The sequence below is a fragment of the Streptomyces sp. NPDC046870 genome (assembly GCF_040704595.1).
Taxonomy (GTDB): Bacteria; Actinomycetota; Actinomycetes; order Streptomycetales; family Streptomycetaceae; genus Streptomyces; species Streptomyces argyrophylli.
This window is the reverse complement of record NZ_JBEYXM010000005.1, coordinates 366,052-389,893: the sequence shown is the minus strand read 5'-3', so window position 1 is coordinate 389,893 and position 23,842 is coordinate 366,052. Positions and strand designations below refer to the sequence as shown.

Annotated in this window: 22 protein-coding genes; 11 read left to right on the top strand and 11 right to left on the bottom strand. The window is 73.8% G+C overall.

Annotation, left to right across the window (positions count from 1 at the left end):
* Nucleotides 1–104 precede the first annotated feature (104 nt).
* From AB0946_RS14980 to mgrA, 6 genes are all read right to left on the bottom strand, one after another.
* Nucleotides 105–278 (bottom strand): CsbD family protein, encoded by a 174-nt coding sequence (locus tag AB0946_RS14980; RefSeq protein ID WP_171159093.1) that lies wholly within the window; start codon nucleotides 276–278, stop codon nucleotides 105–107.
* A gap of 82 nt (nucleotides 279–360) precedes the next feature.
* On the bottom strand, nucleotides 361–981 hold the full coding sequence (locus tag AB0946_RS14975) for a DedA family protein (protein WP_366760997.1): 621 nt from the start codon (nucleotides 979–981) through the stop codon (nucleotides 361–363).
* A 34-nt stretch (nucleotides 982–1,015) separates the two neighbouring features.
* Nucleotides 1,016–2,272, bottom strand: a complete 1,257-nt coding sequence (locus AB0946_RS14970; protein ID WP_366760996.1) for a cation:proton antiporter — start codon at nucleotides 2,270–2,272, stop codon at nucleotides 1,016–1,018.
* Between the two features lie 5 nt (nucleotides 2,273–2,277).
* On the bottom strand, nucleotides 2,278–2,763 hold the full coding sequence (locus AB0946_RS14965) for a TrkA C-terminal domain-containing protein (RefSeq protein ID WP_366760995.1): 486 nt from the start codon (nucleotides 2,761–2,763) through the stop codon (nucleotides 2,278–2,280).
* A 109-nt stretch (nucleotides 2,764–2,872) separates the two neighbouring features.
* Nucleotides 2,873–3,055 carry a hypothetical protein gene (locus AB0946_RS14960; protein ID WP_366760993.1) on the bottom strand — a complete coding sequence of 61 codons (183 nt, stop codon included), beginning with the start codon at nucleotides 3,053–3,055 and terminating at the stop codon, nucleotides 2,873–2,875.
* A gap of 202 nt (nucleotides 3,056–3,257) precedes the next feature.
* Complete coding sequence (mgrA, locus tag AB0946_RS14955) at nucleotides 3,258–4,301, bottom strand: L-glyceraldehyde 3-phosphate reductase (RefSeq protein WP_366760992.1); 1,044 nt, start codon at nucleotides 4,299–4,301, stop codon at nucleotides 3,258–3,260.
* 178 nt (nucleotides 4,302–4,479) lie between these two features.
* Here mgrA and AB0946_RS14950 point away from each other — a divergent pair, with 178 nt between their 5' ends.
* From AB0946_RS14950 to pgm, 3 genes are all read left to right on the top strand, one after another.
* The gene (locus AB0946_RS14950) at nucleotides 4,480–6,024 is read left to right on the top strand and encodes an MFS transporter (RefSeq protein ID WP_366760991.1); all 1,545 of its coding nucleotides are present in this window, start codon (nucleotides 4,480–4,482) and stop codon (nucleotides 6,022–6,024) included.
* A 144-nt stretch (nucleotides 6,025–6,168) separates the two neighbouring features.
* On the top strand, nucleotides 6,169–7,026 hold the full coding sequence (locus AB0946_RS14945; protein WP_366760990.1) for a chitosanase: 858 nt from the start codon (nucleotides 6,169–6,171) through the stop codon (nucleotides 7,024–7,026).
* Nucleotides 7,027–7,248: 222 nt separating this feature from the next.
* Nucleotides 7,249–8,889: a phosphoglucomutase (alpha-D-glucose-1,6-bisphosphate-dependent) gene (gene pgm / locus AB0946_RS14940; RefSeq protein WP_366760989.1), complete on the top strand. Its 1,641-nt coding sequence runs from the start codon at nucleotides 7,249–7,251 to the stop codon at nucleotides 8,887–8,889.
* Between the two features lie 97 nt (nucleotides 8,890–8,986).
* On the opposite strand, the gene AB0946_RS14935 is transcribed toward pgm, so the two are convergent.
* Together AB0946_RS14935 and AB0946_RS14930 are read right to left on the bottom strand one after the other, a co-directional pair.
* Nucleotides 8,987–9,904, bottom strand: coding sequence for an SGNH/GDSL hydrolase family protein (locus tag AB0946_RS14935; protein WP_366760988.1), 918 nt, complete (start codon nucleotides 9,902–9,904; stop codon nucleotides 8,987–8,989).
* Between the two features lie 164 nt (nucleotides 9,905–10,068).
* On the bottom strand, nucleotides 10,069–10,362 hold the full coding sequence (locus AB0946_RS14930; RefSeq protein ID WP_366760987.1) for a DUF5133 domain-containing protein: 294 nt from the start codon (nucleotides 10,360–10,362) through the stop codon (nucleotides 10,069–10,071).
* Between the two features lie 945 nt (nucleotides 10,363–11,307).
* Between AB0946_RS14930 and AB0946_RS14925 the strand changes: the two genes are divergently transcribed.
* The 5 genes from AB0946_RS14925 to AB0946_RS14905 all read left to right on the top strand — a co-directional run bounded on the left by AB0946_RS14925 (nucleotide 11,308) and on the right by AB0946_RS14905 (nucleotide 17,398).
* Entirely contained in the window at nucleotides 11,308–12,915 is a 1,608-nt protein-coding gene (locus tag AB0946_RS14925; protein WP_366760986.1) for an adenosine deaminase, read from the top strand.
* A 150-nt stretch (nucleotides 12,916–13,065) separates the two neighbouring features.
* The gene (locus AB0946_RS14920; RefSeq protein WP_366760985.1) at nucleotides 13,066–13,722 is read left to right on the top strand and encodes a 1,4-alpha-glucan branching protein; all 657 of its coding nucleotides are present in this window, start codon (nucleotides 13,066–13,068) and stop codon (nucleotides 13,720–13,722) included.
* A 252-nt stretch (nucleotides 13,723–13,974) separates the two neighbouring features.
* On the top strand, nucleotides 13,975–15,837 hold the full coding sequence (locus AB0946_RS14915; RefSeq protein ID WP_366760984.1) for a M1 family aminopeptidase: 1,863 nt from the start codon (nucleotides 13,975–13,977) through the stop codon (nucleotides 15,835–15,837).
* Nucleotides 15,838–15,921: 84 nt separating this feature from the next.
* Nucleotides 15,922–16,818 carry a lysozyme gene (locus AB0946_RS14910; protein ID WP_366760983.1) on the top strand — a complete coding sequence of 299 codons (897 nt, stop codon included), beginning with the start codon at nucleotides 15,922–15,924 and terminating at the stop codon, nucleotides 16,816–16,818.
* Between the two features lie 70 nt (nucleotides 16,819–16,888).
* The gene (locus AB0946_RS14905) at nucleotides 16,889–17,398 is read left to right on the top strand and encodes a molybdenum cofactor biosysynthesis protein (RefSeq protein ID WP_366760982.1); all 510 of its coding nucleotides are present in this window, start codon (nucleotides 16,889–16,891) and stop codon (nucleotides 17,396–17,398) included.
* Nucleotides 17,399–17,408: 10 nt separating this feature from the next.
* Here the strand turns inward: AB0946_RS14905 and AB0946_RS14900 are convergent, their stop codons facing one another.
* A complete protein-coding gene (locus AB0946_RS14900) occupies nucleotides 17,409–18,515 on the bottom strand; it encodes an aromatic acid exporter family protein (protein ID WP_366760981.1) in 1,107 nt (368 codons plus the stop codon).
* Between the two features lie 164 nt (nucleotides 18,516–18,679).
* Nucleotides 18,680–20,758, bottom strand: coding sequence for a heavy metal translocating P-type ATPase (locus AB0946_RS14895; protein ID WP_366761099.1), 2,079 nt, complete (start codon nucleotides 20,756–20,758; stop codon nucleotides 18,680–18,682).
* A 100-nt stretch (nucleotides 20,759–20,858) separates the two neighbouring features.
* Between AB0946_RS14895 and AB0946_RS14890 the strand changes: the two genes are divergently transcribed.
* Together AB0946_RS14890 and AB0946_RS14885 are read left to right on the top strand one after the other, a co-directional pair.
* Nucleotides 20,859–21,257: a metalloregulator ArsR/SmtB family transcription factor gene (locus AB0946_RS14890; RefSeq protein WP_366760980.1), complete on the top strand. Its 399-nt coding sequence runs from the start codon at nucleotides 20,859–20,861 to the stop codon at nucleotides 21,255–21,257.
* 40 nt (nucleotides 21,258–21,297) lie between these two features.
* Nucleotides 21,298–21,846: a hypothetical protein gene (locus AB0946_RS14885; protein ID WP_366760979.1), complete on the top strand. Its 549-nt coding sequence runs from the start codon at nucleotides 21,298–21,300 to the stop codon at nucleotides 21,844–21,846.
* Between the two features lie 72 nt (nucleotides 21,847–21,918).
* Here the strand turns inward: AB0946_RS14885 and AB0946_RS14880 are convergent, their stop codons facing one another.
* On the bottom strand, nucleotides 21,919–23,076 hold the full coding sequence (locus tag AB0946_RS14880; RefSeq protein ID WP_366760978.1) for an FAD-dependent monooxygenase: 1,158 nt from the start codon (nucleotides 23,074–23,076) through the stop codon (nucleotides 21,919–21,921).
* A gap of 96 nt (nucleotides 23,077–23,172) precedes the next feature.
* Here AB0946_RS14880 and AB0946_RS14875 point away from each other — a divergent pair, with 96 nt between their 5' ends.
* Entirely contained in the window at nucleotides 23,173–23,730 is a 558-nt protein-coding gene (locus AB0946_RS14875; RefSeq protein ID WP_366760977.1) for a TetR family transcriptional regulator C-terminal domain-containing protein, read from the top strand.
* Nucleotides 23,731–23,842: the final 112 nt, after the last annotated feature.

Sequence of the window (23,842 nt, the reverse complement as noted above, 5' to 3'; positions counted from 1 at the left end):
ATGCTCACGAACGCCTGGTGGGGGCGGCGCGGGCGCACAGCGCAACGGGCCCGGAGGCCCGCTCGCGCGGGATCTCCGGGCCCGTGGCGCCGCCGGACCGCTTGTCAGTGCTTGAAGACGTCCTTGATCTTCTCCTTGGCCTGCCGGGCGTCGCCCTTGGCGCCCGTCGCGCGGCCCTCGGCCTCGACGCTCTCGTTGCCCACGGCGCGGCCCGCGGCCTCCTTGGCCTTGCCCTTCGCCTGCTCCGCCTTGGCCTTCGCCTTCTGGTTGCCGGCCATCACGTGTCACATCCCCACATAGACGTGGTCTTCGGTCGCCATTCGAATTGCCGCTGTGCCGTCGTCCAAACCACTGTCCGGATCAGGTCTCGCGGCGCCGCCGCACGACGTGCCGCAGGACGAACGCCGCGACGAGGACGGCGACGGCGATGAGGACGTACAGCTGGTACCGCCGGATCTCGTCGTAGATCGCGGTGATGTGGCTGCCCGCGAGATAGGCCAGGGTCGTCCACAGGCCGACCCACAGGGCCGCGCCGAGGGCGTTGAAGGCGAGGAAGCGGCGCCAGCGCATGCCGGTCGTGCCCGCGATGACGCCGTTGGCCTGGCGCAGGCCCTCGACGAACCGGGCCACCGTCACGATCTTGCCGCCGTGCCGGGTGAAGAACGCCTCGGCGGCCTCGAACCGCTTGGGCGTCAGGAAGACGTACCTGCCCCAGCGGTGCACGAAGGGCCGCCCGCCGACCCGGCCGATCAGATAGCCGAGGTTGTCCCCGGCGACGGCCGCGACGAACGCGATGACCGCCACGGCCACCACGTTGAGCCGCCCGGTGCCCGCGTACACGCCGGCCGCGAGCAGGATGGTCTCACCCGGGGCGGGGACGCCGAAGTCCTCGACGAAGACCACCGCTCCCACGGCCCAGTAGCCGTAGTGGCCGAGCAGCGGCTCCAGGTGGGCCAGCGGACCCGGAAGCGGAGGCGACATGCCTCAACGGTACGTCGGTGCGGAAGTGCGGCGATCAGGGCCGGCTGACGGAGGCTTCCTGGTCGTGCTGGTCGTGACGGTCCGGCGCGGCGGTGTCCGGGCCGGCTTCGGCCTCCGGTGCCGCGGGCCGGTCCCGGCGGCCGGTCAGGCGCCGGGCGAGCGGTTCGGTGTACCGGGCGGTGAGGGGGCCGAGCACGACCAGGAGCAGCACGTAGGCGGTGGCCAGCGGGCCGAGGTCGGAGTCGATGCCGGAGGTGACGGCGAGCCCCGCGATGACGATGGAGAACTCGCCGCGGGCGACCAGGGTGCCGCCGGCCCGCCACCGGCCGCGCGCCGAGATGCCCGCGCGGCGGGCCGCCCAGTAACCGGTGGTGATCTTCGTGAGGCTGGTGACGATCGCCAGGGCGAGTGCGGGCAGCAGCACCGGCGGGATGCTCGCCGGGTCGGTGTGCAGGCCGAAGAAGACGAAGAACACCGCCGCGAACAGGTCCCGCAGCGGGGCGAGGAGGTGGTGGGCGCCCTCGGCGACCTCCCCGGACAGGGCGATGCCCACGAGGAACGCGCCGACCGCCGCCGAGACCTGGAGCTGCTGGGCGACACCGGCCACCACCAGCGTCAGCCCGAGCACGACCAGGAGCAGCTTCTCGGGGTCGTCGGTGGAGACGAACCGGGAGATGTGCCGCCCGTAGCGGAGCGCGACGAGCAGCACCAGGCCCGCCACGCCGAGCGCGATGGCCAGCGTGACGCTGCCGGCCGCGAAGCCGGTCCCGGCCAGCAGGGCCGTCACGACGGGCAGGTAGACCGCCATGGACAGGTCCTCCAGGACCAGGATGCTGAGGATCACCGGTGTCTCCCTGTTGCCGATCCGGCCGAGGTCGCCGAGGACCTTGGCGATGACACCGGAGGAGGAGATCCAGGTGATGCCGGCCAGGACGACGGCGGCGATCGGACCCCAGCCCAGCAGCAGGGCCATGGCGGCGCCGGGGAGCGCGTTGAGGGTCGCGTCGACGATCCCGGCCGGGTACTGGGTCTTCAGGTTGGAGACCAGATCGCCGGCCGTGTATTCGAGGCCCAGCATGAGCAGCAGCAGGACCACGCCGATCTCGGCGCCGATCGCCACGAACTCCTCGCTGGTGCCGAGCGGCAGCAGACCGCCCTCGCCGAAGGCGAGTCCGGCCAGCAGATACAGCGGGATGGGCGAGAACCGGAGGCGGGCGGCGAGCCGGCCCAGCAGCCCGAGGCCCAGGATGATCGCGCCGAACTCGATGAGGAAGACCGCGGAGGAGTGCATCCGGATCACTCCCGCCCGAGTATCGCGGCGGCGGCGTCGACACCCTCGCGGGTGCCGATGACGATCAGCGTGTCCCCGCCGGCCAGCCGGAAGCCGGGGCCGGGGGAGGGGATCGCCTCGGCGCGGCGCAGGACGGCCACGATCGACACGCCGGTGTCGGTGCGCATCCGGGTCTCGCCGAGCAGCCGTCCGTTCCAGTGCGAGGTCCCGGACAGCTCGATCCGCTCGGCCACCAGGCCCAGCTCCGTGGTGGACAGGAGCGTGGGGCTGTGGTGGGTCGGCTTGAGGGCGTCGACCAGCGCCTCCGCCTCCTGGCCCGTGAGGTGGACCGACAGGGCGCAGGCGTCCGGATCGTCGCGCCGGTAGGCACTGAGGGTGCGCGAACCGTCCCGGTGGGCCACCACCGACACGTGGCGGTGTTCGCGTGTCGTCAGGTCGTACCGGACCCCTATACCCGGCAGCGGAGTCCTGCTGGTGCGTGCGGCGCTCATGGTGCCCCCCAGTCCGGCTTGAATGTTTCTTGGTGAAACTTTTAGCCGAACCCTACCCCGGAGTCTGATCGTCCGGGGGAGGAGGCCCGAGCGGGCGGGGGGCGGAGCGTCAGGATCCGGAGGCCGCCGCCCCCTGGTCGCCGGAGGGATCGGGCTGGCACGAGTGGCACAGTTCGTGGTCCCCGTCGCGGGTGACGACGGTCCCCCACCCGAGGCACTGCTCGCAGTCGCGGGCGAGGGTCAGGTCGGGGTGGGGAGGCAGGAGGGGGTTGCGGTGGGCTCCGTGCGCCATACGGGGAGCGGCTCCTTGCGGTCGCGGGGCGTGGTGCGCGGGGGCGGTGGACTGGGGGGCGGAGTGGACTGTGGGGAACGACGTCCATTATGTCCTATTTATTCCTCCATGTCAGTGAAAAATGTCATGGAGTGCCACCGCGTTGTCATCCAGTGCCCCCGCGCGATCCCGTCGGGCGCGAGCGCGGACCGCCCCCGGCGCCTCAGTCGAGGTTCCCCAGCCGGGCGTCGCGCCACAGGTCCACGCCGCCCTCGGTCGCGTACCGGTCGATCTCGGCCAGCTCCTCGTCGCTGAAGGACGGGTTCTCCAGCGCGGCGACGTTCTGCTCCAGCTGTTCGACCCGCGAGGCGCCGATGACGAGCGAGGTCACCCGCTCGTCCCGCAGGGCCCAGGCGAGCGCCAGCTGGGCCAGGGTCTGCCCGCGCCGGGCCGCGATGTCGTTCAGGGCACGCAGCCGGCCGCGCAGGTCCTCCGTCAGCCAGGCGGCGTCCAGGGACGTGCCCCGCGCTGCCCGGGAGTCCGCCGGTACGCCGTCCAGGTAGCGGCCGGTGAGCAGGCCCTGGGCGAGCGCCGTGAAACCGATGACCCCGAAGCCCTCCTCCTCGGCCGCGTCGAGCAGGCCGTCGGTCTCGATCCAGCGGTTGAGCATGCTGTACGACGGCTGGTGGATCAGCAGCGGGGTGCCGAGCTCGCGCAGGATCGCGGCGGCCTGCCGGGTGCGTTCGGCGTCGTAGGAGGAGATGCCGACGTACAGGGCCTTGCCCTGGCGGACGGCGGTGTCGAGCGCACCCATGGTCTCCTCCAGCGGCGTGCTCGCGTCCAGCCGGTGGGAGTAGAAGATGTCGACGTAGTCCAGGCCCGTCCGGGACAGCGACTGGTCCAGCGAGGCCAGCAGGTACTTCCGGGAGCCGCCGCCCTGCCCGTAGGGGCCGGGCCACATGTCCCAGCCGGCCTTGGTGGAGATCACCAGCTCGTCCCGGTACGGCGCCAGGTCCTCGCGCAGCAGCCGTCCGAAGTTCAGCTCCGCCGCGCCGTACGGCGGGCCGTAGTTGTTGGCGAGGTCGTGGTGGGTGATCCCCAGGTCGAAGGCGCGCAGCGCGATCTCGCGCTGGGTCTCGAAGGGGCGGTCGTCGCCGAAGTTGTGCCAGTAGCCGAGGGACAGGACCGGCAGGTCCAGTCCGGAACGGCCGGTGCGCCGGTAGCGCATGGTGCCGTCGTAGCGAGCGGGGTCCGCGACGTACGTCATCGGGTCTTCTCCGGGTGGTGCCGTAGGGGGTGTCCCGCGTGGGCGTGCGGGCCCTCCACCCTGCTCCGCGGCGCCGCGCAAGTCCAACCGCCGTCCCGGATGGGATTGAGCGGTTCCGTTTCTGAATCGGCCACAGGGGCAGGCGGTGATCAACGGAGAGCGGAGCAAGGAGGCGCTCATGAGCGATGCGCGGACCGGTGGGGAACGGGAGGACCGGGACAGGCGGCGGGTGACCGGGGCGGTGGCGCGGCTGCCGCGCCAGGTCCGCGAGGAGCTGACCCACAGGCTCCGCCGCAACCGGGGGGCCTTCCGCGCGGACGACGTCCAGGTCGTCGAGCGCCCGCTGCTCCGGCGCGCCGTCGGTGCCTCCGCGCTCGGCAACTGCATGGAGTGGTTCGACTTCGGTGTCTACAGCTACCTCGCCGCCACCATCGGCAAGGTCTTCTTCCCCGGCGCCTCCCCGGCCGCCCAGGTCATCTCCTCGTTCGCGACCTTCGCCGCCGCCTTCGTCGTACGGCCGCTCGGCGGACTGGTCTTCGGGCCGCTCGGCGACCGGATCGGGCGGCAGAAGGTGCTCGCCACCACCATGATCATGATGGCGGCCGGCACCTTCGCCATCGGCCTGATCCCCGGCTACGCCACCATCGGCATCGCCGCGCCCGCGCTGCTCCTGCTGGCCCGCATGGTCCAGGGATTCTCGACCGGCGGCGAGTACGGCGGGGCCACCACCTTCGTCGCCGAGTACTCCCCGGACCGCCGGCGCGGCTTCCTCTCCAGCTGGCTCGACTTCGGCACCTTCACCGGCTACGCCCTCGGCTCGGCCCTGGTCACCCTGCTCAACCTGTCCCTGACGGACGAGCAGATGCTCTCCTGGGGCTGGCGCGTGCCGTTCCTGATCGCCGGGCCGCTCGGCGTGATCGGCCTCTACATGCGGCTGAAGCTGGAGGAGTCCCCGGCCTTCCAGCAGCAACTGGACGAACACGAGAAGGCGCTGGCGCAGGAGTCGGCGGGCAGCGAGTTCAAGGACATCATCGGCAACCACTGGCGGGCCCTGCTCGTCTGCATGGGCCTGGTGCTGCTCTACAACGTCACGAACTACATGGTCACCGGCTATCTGCCGACCTACCAGACCGAGACCCTGCACCGCTCCAGCGGTTCCGCCGACGTCCTGGTGCTCGTCGGGATGGTGTGGATCGTCGTGCTGATCACCTTCCTCGGGCGGCTCAGCGACCGGGTCGGCCGACGCCCGCTCTACGCCGTCGCCGCGGCCGCGATGATCGTGCTCGCCGTCCCCGCCTTCCTGCTCATCAAGGCGCACGGCACCTGGCCGCCGGTCCTCGGGGTGCTGCTCCTGGCCACGCTGCTGGCCTGCTTCGCCGCCCCCAGCGCGGCCACCCTGCCCGCCCTGTTCCCGACCGCCGTCCGCTACGCGGCCATGGGCATCGGCTTCAACATCGCCGTCGCCGCGTTCGGCGGCACCACCCCGCTGGTCACCGCCGCGCTGGTCGACATCACCGGCGACGACCTCATGCCCGCCTACTACCTGATGCTGGCCGGCGCGATCGGCCTGCTCACCGTCCGGTTCCTCCCCGAGAGCGCCCAGGTCCCGCTCAAGGGCTCGCAGCCGATGGTCGGATCGCGGGAGGAGAGGCGCGAACTCATCACGACCTCACGGGAGTTGTACGCCCTCGCGCAGGAGCGGGGGAAGGCGCGGCACGGCTGAGTCATGGCCGCGTCGGCCGGCTTGTCCGATCCTACGAACTTCTCGTCTGCCGGGTTACCGGCCCGCACCGGGTTTGATAGGAAACTTTCCTACCAGTACCGGTACGGACCAACCTCCCACCCCCCACTCCCTCTTGGAGTCCCTGTGGTGTACGCAGACCGCGAAGCGGCAGCCCCCGCGAGCCCCGCCGGCCCCACCCGTCTCTCCCGCCGGACCGTCGTCGCCGCCCTCGGCGCCGTCGCCTCCGGCGCCCTGCTCGGAGTCTCCCGCGCCGGCACGGCCTCGGCCGCGGCGCCGGGGCTGGACGACCCGGCGAAGAAGGAGATCGCCATGAAGCTGGTGTCGAGCGCGGAGAACTCCTCGCTCGACTGGAAGGCCCAGTACAAGTACATCGAGGACATCGGCGACGGGCGCGGCTACACGGCCGGCATCATCGGCTTCTGTTCCGGGACCGGCGACATGCTCGACCTCGTCCAGCTCTACGCCGACCGCAAGCCCGGCAACGTCCTGGCCAAGTACCTGCCCGCCCTGCGGAAGGTCAACGGCACCGACTCGCACCAGGGCCTGGACCCCGACTACCCCAAGGACTGGCGCAAGGCCGCCCAGGACACCGCCTTCCAGCAGGCCCAGAACGACGAACGCGACCGCGTCTACTTCAACCCCGCCGTCGCCCAGGGCAAGACCGACGGGCTGCGCGCGCTCGGCCAGTTCGCCTACTACGACGCCATCGTCATGCACGGCGACGGCGACGCCCCGACCAGCTTCCGCAACATCCGCAAGCGCGCCCTGCGCAGCGCCAAGCCGCCGGCCCAGGGCGGCGACGAGACGGCGTACCTGAACGCCTTCCTGGACGCCCGGGTGTGGGCCATGAAGCAGGAGGAGGCCCACAGCGACACCAGCCGCGTCGACACCGCGCAGCGGGTCTTCCTGCGCAAGGGCAACCTCGACCTGAACACCCCGCTCGACTGGAAGGTCTACGGCGACAGCTACCACATCGGCTGACCTCCGCCAGGATCACGGCAGGCCGGCGGGCACGGACTCCGGTGCCGGAGCACCGTCCCGCGGCCTGCCGTGCCGCGCCGGCCGCCGCGGCGGTCACCAGGACCGGAGCACAGGCCCGGCGGGCCGGATGTGTCCCGGTCGACGGGGGCGCACTCGCATGGCACGCCCCTGACAGGAAAGATGGGCGGTGAGCGAACTACCCCATCGAGGAGGAACCGACTCATGGCGCACGAGCGCGCCGGCCGGCCGGCCGGTCCCGAGGACCTTGTCGACGTGGCCCGGCTGGTCACGGCGTACTACACGCTGCACCCCGACCCGGCCGACCCGGGACAGCGGGTGGCGTTCGGCACCTCGGGCCACCGCGGCTCGTCCCTGGCGAGCGCCTTCAACGAGGACCACATCGCCGCCACCAGCCAGGCCATCTGCGAGTACCGGGCCGCCCAGGGCACCGACGGGCCGCTCTTCCTCGGCGCCGACACCCACGCCCTGTCCGAGCCGGCCAAGGCCACCGCGCTGGAGGTGTTCGCCGCCAACGAGGTGACCGTCCTCGTCGACAGCGCGGACGGCTACACGCCCACCCCCGCCGTCTCGCACGCGATCCTGACGTACAACCGGGGCCGCACCACGGGCCTGGCCGACGGTGTGGTCGTCACCCCGTCGCACAACCCGCCCGCCGACGGCGGCTTCAAGTACAACCCGCCGAGCGGCGGCCCCGCGGCCTCCGACGCCACCTCCTGGATCCAGGACCGCGCCAACCAGATCATCACGGGCGGCATGAAGGACGTGCGCCGCCTGCCGTACGCCCGCGCGCTCGCCGCGGACACCACCCAGCGGTACGACTTCCTCGGCACGTACGTCACCGACCTGCCCAGTGTCCTGGACCTGGACGCCGTCCGCGCCTCCGGCGTGCGCATCGGCGCAGACCCGCTCGGCGGCGCCTCCGTCGCCTACTGGGGGCGGATCGCGGAACAGCACGGCATCGACCTGACGGTGGTCAACCCGCACACCGACCCCACCTGGCGGTTCATGACGCTGGACTGGGACGGCCAGATCCGCATGGACTGCTCCTCGCCGTACGCCATGGCCTCCCTCATCGAGCAGCGCGACCGCTTCCGCATCGCCACCGGCAACGACGCCGACGCCGACCGGCACGGCATCGTCACCCCGGACGCGGGCCTGATGAACCCCAACCACTACCTCGCCGTCGCCATCTCCTACCTCTACCGGCACCGCGACCAGTGGCCGGCCGCCGCGGGCATCGGCAAGACCCTCGTCTCCTCCACCATGATCGACCGGGTCGCCGGCGACCTCGGCCGCCGGCTCGTCGAGGTGCCCGTCGGCTTCAAGTGGTTCGTGGACGGACTGGCCGGCGGCGACCTCGGGTTCGGCGGCGAGGAGTCGGCCGGCGCGTCCTTCCTGCGCCGGGACGGCTCGGTGTGGACCACCGACAAGGACGGCATCATCCTCGCCCTGCTCGCCTCGGAGATCACGGCCGTCACCGACAGGACCCCCTCGGAGCACTACGCCGACCTGACCGCCCGCTTCGGCGCACCCGCCTACGCCCGCATCGACGCCCCCGCGACCCGCGAACAGAAGGCGCTGCTCGGCAAGTTGTCGCCGGCGCAGGTCACCGCGGACACGCTGGCCGGGGAGCCGGTCACCGCCGTCCTCACCGAGGCGCCCGGCAACGGCGCCAAGATCGGCGGGATCAAGGTCACCACGGAGAACGCCTGGTTCGCCGCCCGGCCCTCGGGCACCGAGGACGTCTACAAGGTGTACGCCGAGTCCTTCCTCGGTGCCGACCACCTCGCCCGGGTGCAGGAGGAGGCCCAGGCCGTGGTGCTGGGAGCGCTCGGCGGCTGAGCGGACGGTGGGGCGGCCTCCCGGTCCGGAAGACCGCCCCGCCGCCCCGGCCCGGTTCCGTCCGCCTCCCGGGCTCGGTGCTGTCCGCGTCCCCGGCTCAGTTCCGTCCGCGTCCCCGGTCCAGGCGGTCCAGCACGGCCTCGGCCATGGCGGCCTCGCCCTTGGCGTTGGGGTGTGCCGGGGCGGCGGGGGAGGCCGGCTGAAGGGGCTCGATCCAGCGGTCCGCCGGCGCCTTGCACATGTCGTGGCCGACGGTGGGGCCGTAGGTGTCCGCGTACTCGGCCCGGTTCACGCCCGCCACCAGCCGCAGCATGAGGTTCAGCCGCTTCTCGGTGTCCCGCAGATAGGCGAAGTCCTGCTGGGCGAAGGGGACCTGCGGGAAGCAGCCGCTGCCGTCGTCGGGCAGGAGGTCCGGGTAGCCGACGACGACCACCCTGGCGTGCGGCGCCCGGGCGTGCACCGCCCGCAGCACCCGGTCGACCTTCGGCGCGGTCCGCACGATGGTGAGCGCCAGCTGGTCGAGGCCGGAGGCCGTGTAGGAGCGCTCGCAGGGGTTGCCCGCCGGGTCCTGGACGGCCAGGCGGGCGCAGGTGGCGATGATGGAACCGAAGCCGACGTCGTTGCCGCCGATCTGCACCGTCACCAGGTCCGTGTGCCGGTCCAGGGCGTCGAGCTGGGGCGGGTTGGTGCCCTGCGCCTGCCACATCTCGGCGGTCGTCGCCCCGCCGCAGCTCACGTCCGTGAAGGCGGCCACCTGCCGGCGACCGGCCACGATCGAGGGGTAGTTGTGGTCCGAGCGCGCGCAGCCGGCGTCCACCTGCCGGGGGATGCCCGGACCCGAGGTGTAGGAATCGCCGAGCGCGACATAGGCGCTCGCGCGGCCGGGTCCGTCCGGGTGCGCCGCGGCCGGTGCCGTGCCGGCGGCGACGAGGGCGCAGCCGCCCAGCACCGCTGCGAGCACGGCGCCGCGCCGCCGGCCTCTCGCCCCGCCCGCCGGACGCGTCCCGTTCGTCATGAGTCCTCCCCCTGAGCCCGCTGCGGCGCGCGGCGGCTCCGCCGGAGAGCGGCCCGCGCGCGTTCGACCGGGCCTGTATACCGTCCGGTAGGTCCCGCCGACCAGAAGCGGGACGCGACGAGTTCAGGGGGAGCGGCGGCGACAGCCCCGGGGGAGGGGCCGGTTCAGACCGCGGACACCTCTTCCGTGCGGGCGGACGTACGGAGCGTGGACGCCGGCTCGGACGGGGGCGACGTCTGGAGCAGGGAGTCGTCCTCCGGGCGGGCGCCGGAGAGGCGGTGGCGCGCGGCGATGAGGGCCATGTCCACGTCCCGGGTACCGGTGGCCACGCACAGCGTGTAGGAGATGTCCGCCAGCCGCTGCCGGGCCTCCGGTGTGCTCTCCTCGGCGCCGAGCAGTGTGAGGGCCTCGTACTGGGCGATGAGGTCCTGCAGTACTGCGGGGTGGGCCATGAGCATGCGATCCGCCTCCCTGAATGGGTCGCCGATGTACGAAGTCGGAGCGCGAATACCCCCGCATCCGTCACGCATTCCACCCGGTCCCGGGCGAGCGGTGCGGCTGGAGCCCCTCCGCCGGTATCCCGCACGGCCGGAACGACGCCCAGTCCGCCCGGATCGGGATCACGCCGGCGGTCACGGCACCGTCACGTACGGCCGGCGGCGCCCGGCTGTGCGGCGGAGCCGTCTTCGGGCCCGCCGCGCGGCTCCGCCGAGGACAACGGCCGCCTCTTCACTGGCGTGCCCGACTTCGTCGGTCTGTCCCGCCGGGTGCCGGCCGGTCTTCGCGTCTCCTGGATCCCGGACGGCGTGTTCCCGGGGAGCACGGAAGGGGACGCCGCGCGGATCGGGATCACGCCGGCGGTCACGGGTCCGTCACGTACGGCCGGCGGTGCCCGGCTGTGCGGCGGAGCCGTCTTCGTGCCCGCCGCGCGGCTCCGCCGAGGACGACGGTTGCCTCTTCACCGTCGTTCCCGACTTCGTCGGTCTGTCCCGCCGGGTGCCGGCCGGTCTTCGCGTCTCCTGGATGCCGGACGGCGTGTTCCCCGGGGAGCACGGAAGGGGACGCCGCGCGGATCGGGATCACGCCGGTGGTCACGGGTCCGTCACGTATGGCCGGCGGCGCCCGGCTGTGTGGCGGAGCCGTCTTCGTGCCCGCCGCGCGGCTCCGCCGAGGACGACGGTTGCCTCCTCAGCGTCGTCCCCGACCTAGTCGGCCTGTCCCGCGCCGGGTGCCGGCCGGTCTTCGGGCAGCGCGCTCCCCGGGGAGCACGGGAAGGGACGCCCGGACGGTCCGCGGCGCCGGCCGGCGGATGCCTGGCGGTGCGTCACCCGGTCGGGTGCTCTCCGCCCCGGATGTCCCGGATCAGGGCACGTTGCCGTGATCTTTCCGTGATCATGCCCCCTGTGAGTCTGCAACGTCGAAGTGCCCTGGGCCGGCGGGTCGTTCCGGCCGTACTCGGCACCCTCAGTGTCCTGTCCCTGCTGTCCGCCCTGCCGGCCGCGGCCCAGCCGGCACCGCCGGACCGCCGGTCCGCCGCACCGCCGCCGCGGCAGGTCACCGCCGCGGAGGCGCGCACGGACGCCCGTCTCCGCTCCCTCCACGACCGGCCCGCGGCCCTGCGGGAGTTCTTCCGGCAGCTCCCCAAGGGCGGAGACCTGCACAACCACCTCTCCGGCGCGGTGTCCACGGAGTACCTGATCGAGCTGGCCGGCGAGGACGGGCTGTGCGTCGACACCGCGACGCTGACCGCGGTCACCCCGCCCTGCGGCGCCGGAACCCGGCCCGCCGCCGACGCGCGGACCGACCGTGCCTTCCACGACGCGCTGGTGCGCGCCTGGTCCATGGAGGACTTCCCGCCCGGCGGGAGCGGGCACGACCACTTCTTCGACACCTTCGGCAGGTTCGGCGAGGTCACCTGGCGGCACCGGGGCAAGCTGCTCGCGGAGGTCGCCGACACCGTTGTCCGCAACAACCAGTCCTACCTGGAGACGATGGTCACCCCGGCCTCCGACGGCGCGAAGAAGCTCGCCGCCGAGGTCGGCTGGGACGACGACCTCGCCGCCCTGCACCGCAGGCTGGTCGCGGGCGGCAAGCTGGACAAGCTGGTCGCCCAGGCCCGCGCGGAGGCGGACGACGGCGACGCCGAGTTCCGCGCCACCGAGCGGTGCGGCACCCCGCGGGCGCGGCCCGGGTGCGGTCTCACCGTCCGCTGGATCTCCCAGGCGTCCCGGGGCAGTGCGCCGGAGCGGGTCTTCACCCAGCTCGCCCTCGGGCTGCGGCTGGCCGAGGCCGACCCGCGGTTCGTCGCCGTGAACCTCGTCCAGCCCGAGGACTCGGAGACCTCCCTGCGCGACTACGGCCTGCAGATGCGCATGGTCGGTTACCTGCGCACCCAGTACCCGAAGGCGCACGTCACCCTGCACGCGGGCGAGCTGTGGCCCGGGCTGGTCAAGCCGGAGGACCTGAGGTTCCACATCCGTCGGGCCGTGGAGGTCGCCGGCACCGAACGGGTCGGGCACGGCGTCGACCTGGTCCACGAGGACGACTGGCGGCGCACCGCCCGCACGATGGCGGACCGTCAGGTGGCGGTGGAGGTCCCGTTCTCCAGCAACGCCCAGATCCTCGGCGTCAAGGGAGCCGACCACCCCTTCGGCACCTACCGCCGCTACGGCGTCCCGGTCGTCCTCGCCACCGACGACCCCGGGGTGTCCCGGACCGACATCAGCCACGAGTACCAGTACGCCGCCGCCACCTACGGCCTGCGCTACCCCGAGCTGAAGGACCTCGCCCGCGCCTCCCTGGAGTACGCCTTCCTGCCGGGCGCGAGCCTGTGGCAGGGCGACCCCACCGCCAAGGGCTACCGGCCGGTCCAGGCGTGCCGTGCCGAGCGCCCCGGCCTGCCCGTGCGCGGCGCGGCCTGCCGGCACCTGCTCGCCGACAGCGCCAAGGCCCGCCTCGAATGGCGTCAGGAGGCCGCCTTCGCCGCCTTCGAGAGGACGCACGGGGGCTGACGCACGGGGGCCGGCCCCACCCGCCCGGCACCCTCCCCGATCCGGTGAACCCTCCGGTCCCCAGGGCCGGTTGGGTCCGGCGGTGTCCGGCGGGGAGGGTGTGGAAGGCTGGGCGGGTCAGCGTCCGCGCAACGGGAGGCAACGACCCGCATGGCCGTCATCCACCGCACCACCCTCAAGCCCGGCAAGACCGAACTGCTCGCCGACTGGCTGCCCGGCCGCCCCTGGTACCGCGGCGGCCCGGACGCTCCCGTGCTGGAGAAGTCCGGCGGCTTCCGGCTGGACGACCCCGAGGGCGAGGTCGGGATCGAGTTCATGGTGGTCACCGACACGTCGAGCCCCGGCCGTACGGCCTATCTGGCACCGCTCACCTACCGGGGGGCGCCCCTGGAGGGCGCCGAGCACGCGCTCGTCGGCACGGCGGAGCACGGGGTGCTGGGCACGCGCTGGGTGTACGACGGCTGCCACGACCCGGTGCTGGTCACCGAACTGCTGGCGCTGATCGAGGGCAGGGCGCAGGCGATGGCCCAGAGCGTCACGGACACCCCGGACCACGAGGTGACCCGCTCCTACGACGGCGCGCCCCTCGTCCCGGACGGCTTCCGGCCCGAACCGTCCGACGGCGAGGACGGCACCCGCCTCCCGGTACCCGGGGACCTGACCCTGCTCGTCCACCGTGTCCTCACCCCCGTCCCCGGGAACCCGCCGCTGCCGCCGCAGGACGCCCTCGGCCATGTGGCGACCGGCTGGCCGGGTCCGGACGGCACCCGTCTGCGGGCCGTCTTCATGACGCTTCGCGCCCGCTGATCCCGGCCGGCGCCGCCGGGGGACCGGCGGCGCCGCGCCTGCGACGGCCCACCCAGGGCCCCGTCGTCCGCCGGTCTGGCATGGCCCGGTCAAATCTGTCACGCTTTCGGCAGCCCGCGCCCCGACCCACAGGGGCGCGCGCCGCACCGGTGCACAGCGATCGCGCACAACCCCACCCGGACCGCCCCGGCGCACCCCGGCCGGGCGGTCCTTCGAGCAGGCCGGACCCCGGCCGCCGCAAAGGAGCAGCGTGTGAGACCGACCCCCCACAGGACCCTCGGCGTCGGCGCGGTCACCGCCGCCGCGCTGGCCGCCCTCTTCCTCCCCGGCACCCCCGCCGCCGCCCGGCCCGCCACGGCTCCCGTGGCCGCCGCCTGCACCCCGGCGCAGGTGGTCGCCAACGGCGGCTTCGAGAGCGGCACTTCGCCGTGGACACAGTCCGCGTCCACCGTGATCACCAGCCGCTCCGGGCAGACCCCCCACGGTGGCGGTTCCTACGCCTGGCTGGACGGCGTCGGCAGCACCCACACCGACACCCTCGGCCAGAGCGTGACCGTCCCGTCCGGATGCGGCGCCGCCACCCTCACCTTCTGGCTGCACATCGACACCGCCGAGACGACCTCGTCCACCGCCTACGACAAACTCACGGCAAAGCTCGGCGGCACCACGCTGGCCACCTACTCGAACCTGGACGAGAACACCGGCTACGTGAAGAAGTCGATCGACGTGTCCGCGTTCGCCGGCCAGACCGTGAACCTGTCCTTCACCGGCACCGAGGACTCCAGCCTCCAGACGAGCTTCGTCCTGGACGACATCGCCCTCGACACCTCGGACGGCACCACACCACCGCCGGCCGACTCCGCACGGACCCCGGCGGCCCCGTCGTACACCGTGAACCTGAGCAGCGACACCAGCGGCACCGTCTGGACCGGACGCGAGAGCGTGACCTTCACCAACGCCTCGCCCACCGCGCTCGGCGAGGTCTACCTCAGGCTGTGGGACAACTACCACGGCAGCTGCGACGCGATGCCCGTCAAGGTCGGCAACGTCACCGGCGGCACCGCCGGCGCCCTCTCCGTCGCCTGCACCGCCCTGAAGATCGACCTGCCGAGCCCGCTCGCCCAGGGGCAGAGCGCCACCATCGGCTTCGACCTCGGCATCACCGTGCCCAGCGGCGCCGACCGCTTCGGCCACGACGGCGCGTTCAGCTTCGTCGGCAACGCCCTGCCCGTCCTCGCCGTCCGCGACAGCGCCGGCTGGCACCTGGACCCGTACACGAACAACGGCGAGTCCTTCTACTCCCTGGCCGCCGACTTCCGGGTCACCCTGGACCACCCCAGCACCCTGCTGGTCCCGGCCACCGGTACCTCCACGGACACGCCCGGCTCCAGCGGCCGTACCGTCACCACGGCCACCGCCTCCAAGGTCCGTGACTTCGCCTGGGCGGCGGGCCCCTTCACCAAGATCTCCGGCACCTCGGCCGCCGGCGTCCCGGTGAACGTCTACTCCGTCTCGGGGATCAGCTCCACCAGCGCCCAGTCGATGCTCAGCACCGCCAGGAGCGCGGTCGACGCCCACGCCTCCCGGTTCGGCGCCTACCCGTACGGCGAGCTGGACGCCGTCATCGACAACAACTACTGGTTCGGCGGCATGGAGTACCCCGGCTTCGTCCTCGACGTGGTCAGTACCACCGCGCTCACCCACGAGATCGCCCACCAGTGGTGGTACGGCATCGTCGGCGACGACGAGTACACCAGCCCCTGGCTGGACGAGTCGTTCACCGACTACGCCACCGACCTCGCCCAGGGCAAGACCGGGACCAACTGCTGGAGCGGCGTCTCCTGGGCCTCCAGTGCCGAGAAGATCACCAACTCGATGGCGTACTGGGACGCGCACTCCTCCCGGTACTCCACGGTCGTCTACGGCTACGGCAAATGCGCCCTGCACGACCTGCGCCGCGTCCTCGGGGACACCGCCATGGCCAAGCTGCTGAAGGACTACGCGACCGCGCACTGGTACGGCGTGTCCACCACGGCCGAGTTCAAGGCGGCGGCCCAGGCGGCCACCAGCACGGACCTGACCTCCTTCTGGACGCAGCACCGCATCGAGGGGTGACGGACACCCACACGGGTTGAAACCGGCCGCGGACGGCCTCGTTGGGCGCAGTCCGGAGTGCGCGAGGACCCGGCCCCGGGTCGGATGGATCGCGTGCGAACCCCTATATTCCGCTTCCGCGGCCGGTCCCGCCCGTGCCTGACCGGGGCCCTGACCTGCCTGCTGCTGTTCCTGTCCGGCCCCCCGGCCGCGTCCGACGCGACCGGGGGCGCACCCGAGCGCGGCAGCGCCTACATGGGCATCGGCGTCCTCGCCCACGACGGCGAGTCCGGCGCCCCGCCCCCGGACCCCCGCGCCTCCCAGACCGAGGGAGTGGACGTCTCCAGCCACCAACGCGACGTCGACTGGCCGACGCTGTGGAACAGCGGCACCAAGTGGGCGTACACCAAGGCCACCGAGGGCACGTCCTACACCAACCCCTACTTCACCCAGCAGTACGACGGCTCGTTCGACGTCGGCATGGTGCGCGGCGCCTACCACTTCGCCACCCCGGACACGGCCGGCGGTGCCGCCCAGGCCGACTGGTTCGTGCAGCACGGCGGCGGCTGGTCCAACGACGCCCAGACGCTGCCCGGCGCTCTCGACATGGAGTGGAACCCGTACGGCGACTCCTGCTACGGCAAGTCCAAGAGCGGCATGGTCGGCTGGATCCGGGACTTCCTGGAGCGCTACAAGGCCCGCACCGGCCGGGACGCGGTCATCTACACGGCGACCAACTGGTGGATCGAGTGCACCGGCGACTACGCCGGCTTCGGCGCGACCAACCCGCTGTGGATCGCGCGCTACGCCTCGACGGTCGGGCCGCTGCCGGCCGGGTGGACGTCGTACACGATGTGGCAGTACACCTCCAGCGGCCCGACGGTCGGCGACCACGACCGCTTCAACGGCTCCCAGGACGGGCTGCGGAAGTTCGCCACCGGTGACGCACCGGACGCGGAGGCGCTGCGCGCACCCGGCTCCGGGCCGGCGTCACGGACCTGACCTCCGCGTCAGGGCCGGATGACAGGGCGCCGGGGACCGGGCACGCGCCGGCGCTGGTTAGGCTCGGAGCGTGCCGCATGTCGAGATAGTCCAGCTGCTGGTGTCCCCGGTGCACCGCCTCGCGGGCCGGCCGGGCGACGGCCCGCCCGAGCTGCCGCCCGGCGAACTCGTGACGAGCGCCGAGGTCCGCGCGGGCCTCGGCATCGTCGGGGACCGGTACTTCAACCACCCCGCCCACCGCAACGCGTCGATCACCCTCATGGCCGCCGAGCGGCTGCCGCAGCCGTACCCGGCCGACCTGCTGCGGACCCGGCGCAACGTCCTGCTGCGCGGGGTCGACATCGACGCCTACATCGGCAGGACCGTCTTCCTCGACTCCGGTTCCGGACCGGTCGAACTGGAGGTGCGCAGCGCCGCCCGGCCCTGCGCCTGGATGGACACCACCCTCGGCCCCGGTGCCCAGCGCGCCCTGCGCGGCGGCGGCGGAGTGCGCTGCCGGCCGCTGACCGACGGCGTCCTCACCGTGGGCCGCGCCGAGTTCGGGGTCCGCGAACCGGGGGACACGGCGCCCGGCACGTGAGCAGCCGCGCTCACCCGGCCGAGGCGGCCAGCTGGCCGGCCAGCCGGTGGGCCTGGGCCAGCAGCGCCCCGTAGGTGGCGACCTCGTCGGGGTCGTCCGTCGTGGAGCGGACCAGGTCCCGGCGCAGCTCGCCGAGGGTGTCCCGCAGCCGCGTCACCGCCTCGCGCAGCTCGTCCTCGCACTCGTCGCCGAACCGGCTGTGACTGTAGAGCCGCAGCGCGCGGGCGGTCTCGTACAGGAACTCCGCGTACCGCTTGGCGAGTCCCGGGTTCGGCCGGGGCGCCGAGCGGTCCTCGGCGGCGGCCTCCAGCACCGTGCGGGTCACCCCCGCGGTGTGCACGGCCGCGTAGTCGAGCACCACCAGCGCGTCGTCGTACCCCTTCCCGGGCAGCGGCAGGGCCGGCCTGCGGCGCCCGCGCAGGTTGGCGCGCAGGCTCTCCCGGCTCCATTCGACCGTCGAGCGGGCCTCCTCCACGAGCCCGTGCAGCCGCAGCGCGCGCTGGTGCCAGGCGTCGGCCTCCTCCGCGTCCCAGCGGCTGTCGGCCAGTCCGTCGGCCACGTCCCGCAGGATGTCGTGGGCCTCCTCGGTCGCGTCCCGCAGGACGGCGCGGGTGTCGCGCAGATACAGCGGCGGCCGGACCAGCGCGTTCACGGCGATGCCGACCACCGCCCCGAACAGGGCCTCGGCGAGCCGGGCCGCGGAGGTGGCGACGGCGACCGACCCGTTGGTCAGGACGAACAGGGCGCCCGTGGCCGCGTAGATGCCCTGACTGCCCAGGCGGCGCCACTGGCCCAGCAGCATCGCCAGGGGGAGCACCACCGCCATCGCGGCCACCGTGCTGGGCATCAGCAGTCCGACCGCGGTCGCCGCGACGGTGCCGGCCGCGATCGCCGCGAGCTGTTGCAGACCGTGCGCGATCGAGCGGTACACGGTCGACTCCACCAGGACGACCGCCACCCACGGCGCGACGAACGCGACCGGCGCCCGCAGCCACCAGCCCGCGACGGCCCACGCCACCCACGCGGCCAGCGCCGCCTTCGCCGCCTGGACGGCCAGGTCCCGTTCCCGGCACGGTCCCGCCCAGGCCCGCCGCACCGCACCCACGGCGCCCGCCACGTCACTCCGTACTCCTTGCCAGGTCAGTCGTATCCCACGCACGGCGCCCCGGGTGCCACCGTTGGCACGACCTCATGCCTCCGGGGCGCTGTCGATGTGACGGGGCCGGACGGGTGTGTGCCGCGCGAGCGGCCGTCGGCGCGGGCGTTGCACGGGGCGGTGGGTCAGGCGGGGGCCGTGTCCGTCCGCGCCGCCCTCCTCCAGGCGGTCTCGCGCAGCAGGCGCAGACCGTTCAGGCCGACGAGGACCGTGGAACCCTCGTGGCCGAGGACGCCCAGCGGCAGCGGCAGCGTGCCCGCGAGGTCCCAGACGACCAGGCCGGAGATGAACGCCGCCGCGATGACGAGGTTCTGCACGACCAGGCGGCGGGCGCGGCGGGAGAGGGCGACGACAGCGGGCACCGCGGCCAGCTCGTCGCGCACGATCACCGCGTCGGCGGTCTCCAGCGCCAGATCGGAACCGGCGCGGCCCATCGCGACGCCGGTGTGCGCGGCGGCGAGCGCGGGCGCGTCGTTGACGCCGTCCCCGACGACCAGTACCCGGCGGCCGGCGTCCTGCCGCTCCCGCACGGCGGCCACCTTGTCCTCGGGCAGCAATCCGGCCCGGACGTCCCGGATGCCGACCTCGCCGGCCAGCCGGGCGGCGGCGCGCGCGTTGTCCCCGGTCAGCAGCGTCGGACGGGTCCCGGTCAGCGCGGTGAGCGCGGAGACGGTGACGGCCGCGTCCGGCCGCAGCCGGTCCGCGATCCCGAGCACCCCGGCCGGAACGCCGTCCACCACCACCAGCACGGCGGTACGGCCACCGGCTTCGAGGCGTGCGACGAGGGACGCGGCGGCGCGGCCGGCCGCCTGCCGGGTGGTGACCGGGGAAGCGGCGACGGGGGAGCCGTGCCGGTCCGTGCGCGCCGGGCCGGTCGCCGCGCCGTCGTCCGGCGTCCCGGTCAGCAGACGGGCCGGCGTGCCCACCGCGACCACGTGCTCCCCGACCGTGGCGGTGACGCCGACGCCCGGTGCGGAGCGGAAGCCGCGGGCGGTCGGAACGGCGAGGTCACGGGCGCGCGCGGCCTCCACCACGGCCCGGGCGAGCGGGTGCTCGCTCGGATGCTCGGCCGCCGCCGCGAGCGTGAGCAGCTCGCGCTCGCCGGGGCCGGTTCCGGGCAGCGGTACCACGTCCGTCACCCGTGGCGTGCCCTCGGTCAGGGTGCCCGTCTTGTCCAGCGCTACCGCGTCGACCTGCCCGAGGCGTTCCATCACCACCGCCGACTTGACCAGCACCCCGTGCCGGCCGGCGTTGGCGATCGCCGACAGCAGCGGCGGCATGGTCGCGAGCACCACCGCGCACGGCGAGGCGACGATCATGAAGGTCATGGCCCGCAACAGCGATCCGGTCAGGGCGGCGCCGAAGGCGAGCGGCACCGCGAACACGGCGAGCGTCGCGGCGACCATGCCCAGCGAGTAGCGCTGTTCGACCTTCTCGATGAACAGCTGGGTCGGGGCCTTGGTCCCGGACGCCTCCTGCACCATGCGCACGATCCGGGCGATCACCGAGTCGGCGGCGTCCCTGCCGACCCGCACCCGCAGCGCGCCGGTGCCGTTGAGGGTGCCGGCGAAGACCTCGTCGCCGGGCTCCTTGGCGACGGGCAGCGGTTCACCGGTGATGGTGGCCTGGTCGACCTCGCTCGTCCCGTCCAGCACCCGGCCGTCGGCGCCGATCCGCTCGCCGGGCCGCACCAGGACGGTGTCGCCGACGGTGAGGTCCGCCGGCGTGACCGTCTCCTCGGTGCCGTCCGCGCGCAGCCGGGTGGCGGTGACGGGGGCGAGGTCGAGCAGGCCCCGCACCGAGTCGGCGGTCCGGGCGGTGGCGAGCGCCTCCAGTGCCCCGGAGGTGGCGAAGATGACGATCAGCAGGGCGCCGTCCATCACCTGGCCGACGGCCGCCGCGCCCAGCGCCGCCACGACCATCAGCAGGTCCACGTCCAGGGTCCGGTCGGCCAGCGCCCGCAGCCCCGCCCACGCGGGCTCCCAGCCGCCGGCCGCGTAGGCGAGCGCGTACGGCACGCCCCAGGCCCAGCCGGGCGCGCCGGTGAGCTGGAGGGGGAGGGCGAGCAGGAACAGCACCGTGGCCGCCGCCGCCCAGCGGGCCTCGGGCAGCGCGAGGACCCGGGTGCGGCGCCGGGGCGCGGCGGGCTCGGCGCGGGCCGCCCCGGTGGGGAGGGGGCGGCGGTCGGTGAGGACGGAGGGCATGGCGAGGGAACCCTTCGGCAGGGTGGACGACAGGGCAGCATGGCCCACCATACAGGTACATATGAAGAACCTTTCAAGTGTCGTCTGTATGATGGCCGGTATGGGCCATGGAGCAACTCCCGCGCGGACGGCGGTTCCCCGTACGCGCCTGGACGCGGACAGCGCCACGCGCGTGGCGACCACGCTGCAGGCCCTCGCCACTCCGTCCCGGCTGCTGATCCTGTCCCGGCTGCGGGAGGGGCCGTGCGCGGCCACCGAACTCGCCGCCGAGGTCGGCATGGAGCAGTCGGCGTGCTCGCACCAGTTGCGGCTGCTGCGCAACCTCGGCCTGGTGGTCGGCCGCCGCCAGGGCCGCTCGGTGATCTACGCCCTGTACGACGGCCATGTCGCCGAACTCCTCGACCAGGCCGTCTATCACATCGAGCACCTGCGCCTCGGCCTGAGCGACGGCGCGGACGCCGGTCCGCCGGAGGAGGCGCCGTCCGGCGCCGCGCGTTAGGGGTTCACCGGAGGCACTTCGCGGGAGGGGGATGCGGACGATGGGCTGGGGGACACGGCGCGCCGAAGCGGACGAGGAGGCGCTGCGCAGGGCGGAACAGGCCGCCGCCGCCCACGGGTTGGGCGAGCGGACGCACACACAGCGCATCGGGAGCCGGCTCACCGGCCTGGGGTGCGCGTCGCTGATGCCGGCGCTGCTCTGTCTGATCTTCGGTGCCGGCATGGTGGCCGGCCCCTACGGCCTCGGGGTGAAGACCGTCGCCGTCGGCCTCCTCGTCCTGGCGGTCGTCCTCCCCGTGGCCGGCTTCGTCGTCGAGGGCCGGCTCACCCACCGGGACACCCGTCTCCACGTGTTCGCCGGGGGCGTCGTCGTGACCGCGGGCGTGACCCGCACCCACGCCCTCTCCTGGCCCGAACTGTCCGTCACCGAGCGGACGGAGACGACCTCCTACGGCCAGAACAGCCACGGTCCCACCATCCACTGGCTGTACCTGGCCGACCCGGACGGCACCCCGCTGGCCCGGATCAGCACCCGCTACCCCGCCGGCGTGGCCGTCGCCCGCGCGAAGGCCGAGCGGACCGGAACCTGATCGGTCGCACCGGCGCGGGGGCGGCCGTGCGGGGCCCGTCGGCTCTCCGGCCCGGCACGAGGCGGCTGTCCGTCACCCCAGGCGCGGCGGCGTCCAGTCGGCGTGGCGCAGGATCGCCCGTATCGTCACGCGGGACGGGGCCAGGCGCAGCCCGGTGTTGCGCAGGGCCACGGCCAGCGGCCGGGACAGTTGCTGGCCCAGCCGGCCCGCCTGCCGGGCCGCGCGGGCGACCGCCTGGGCGCGGGGGCGGCGCTCGGCGTCGTACCGGGCCAGGGCCGCGCCGACCGAGCCCTCCGCGGCCAGCGCGGCGGCCAGGGCGACCGCGTCCTCCAGGGCCTGGCAGGCGCCCTGGCCGAGGTGCGGTGTCATGGCGTGCGCGGCGTCGCCCAGCAACGCCACCCGGCCCGCCGCGAACGACGGCAAGGGCGTGGCCAGTTCGTGGATGTCGTGGTGCAGCACCGCCTCGGGCCGGGTGGCGGCCAGCAGCGCCGGGACCGGGTCGTGCCAGTCGCGGAAGCGACGGCGGAGCATGCCGAGCGGGTCGGCGTGGCGGACGCCGGGCGGCGCGTTGAGCACCGCGTGCCACTCGGCGCGGCCGTCGGTGAACGCGATGTGCCCGAACTCGGCCCCCGCGCCCCAGGTCAGCTCGAAGTCGGTGGCCACCTCCAGCGGGCCTTCGGTCAGGGCCCGCAGCACCGTGGAACCGGCGTACACCGGGCCGGGATGTTCCGGGAACAGCTGCCCGCGCAGCCGGCTGTGCACACCGTCCGCCGCGACGACCAGGTCGGCCTCCAGGACGCCGTCCCCGACCGGCACGCCCAACCGGCCGGGCGCCGAGAGGTCCAGCGTGTCCACGGTCGCGCCGACGAGCAGGCACTCCTCGGGCAGTGCCGCGCGCAGCAGACGGTGCAGGACCGCGCGCGGGATGCCGACGATGGGGGAGCCCAGCTCGCGCTCCAGCAGCGTCCCGTCCATGCGGGACAGCCACCGGCCCGCCGGGGTGCGCGTACCCCCGGTGTACTGCGGGCGCGCCGCCGCCCGGACCGCCGCGCCGACGCCCACCGCGTCCAGCGCGCGCAGCCCGTTGGCGTGCAGCGAGATGCCCGCGCCCGCGTCGGCGAGGACGGCGGCCCGCTCCACCACCCGGACCTCCCAGCCGATCCGGCGCAGGCCCAGTGCCGCGGCGAGCCCGCCGATGCCGCCCCCGACCACCACCGCCGTACCGCCCATGCCGGCCCCCTCCCGTGGGTTTCTACATCTGTAGAAGCTGTGGGAGCACCCTAGCGTGCCGTTCTACAGACGTAGAAGGCCGGTGTAGAAAGAGGGGTGGCCACAGACCGACGTACCCTCCTCGCCGACACGGCGATCACCGTGCTCGCCGACAGCGGCATGCGCGGCCTGACGCACCGCGCCGTGGACCGCGCGGCCCGGCTGCCGCCCGGCACCACCTCCGCGTACTACCGCACCCGCCAGGCCCTCCTCACCGCGCTGGTCCGGCGACTGGTGGCACTGGACCAGGCGGAGCTGGAGGAGAGGGGCGCCGCCGTCCCCGTGCCGCGGACCGCAGGCGAGCTGACGGCCGGCATCGCCGCGCTGGTCGAGGCGCGGCTCACCGGAGAGGGGCGCCGGCGGTCCCTCGCCCGCTACGCCTGCGCCGTCGAGAGCGCGCACCACCCCGAACTGCGCGAGATCCTCGTGCCGCGCGAGAACCAGGGGCGACGGGTCGTGCGCGCGTTCCTCGCCGCGCAGGGCGTCGCCGACCCGGAGGAGCGCACGCTGACCCTGCTGACCTGCGTGGACGGGCTGGTATTCGACCGCCTGGTGAACGGCGGCAGCGTCCGGGAGGAGGAGATCGGCGGCCTCGTCACGGCAGCGCTCCGCTGAGCCGGGGGTGCCAGGGGCCCGGCCCCATCGCGTGCGGGGTCGGCGAGGGTGAGCAGCGGTAGTGGGTTGGGCGGCCCCCGGGGGCTCCGGCACTCGCCGCGCCGCCGGGGCC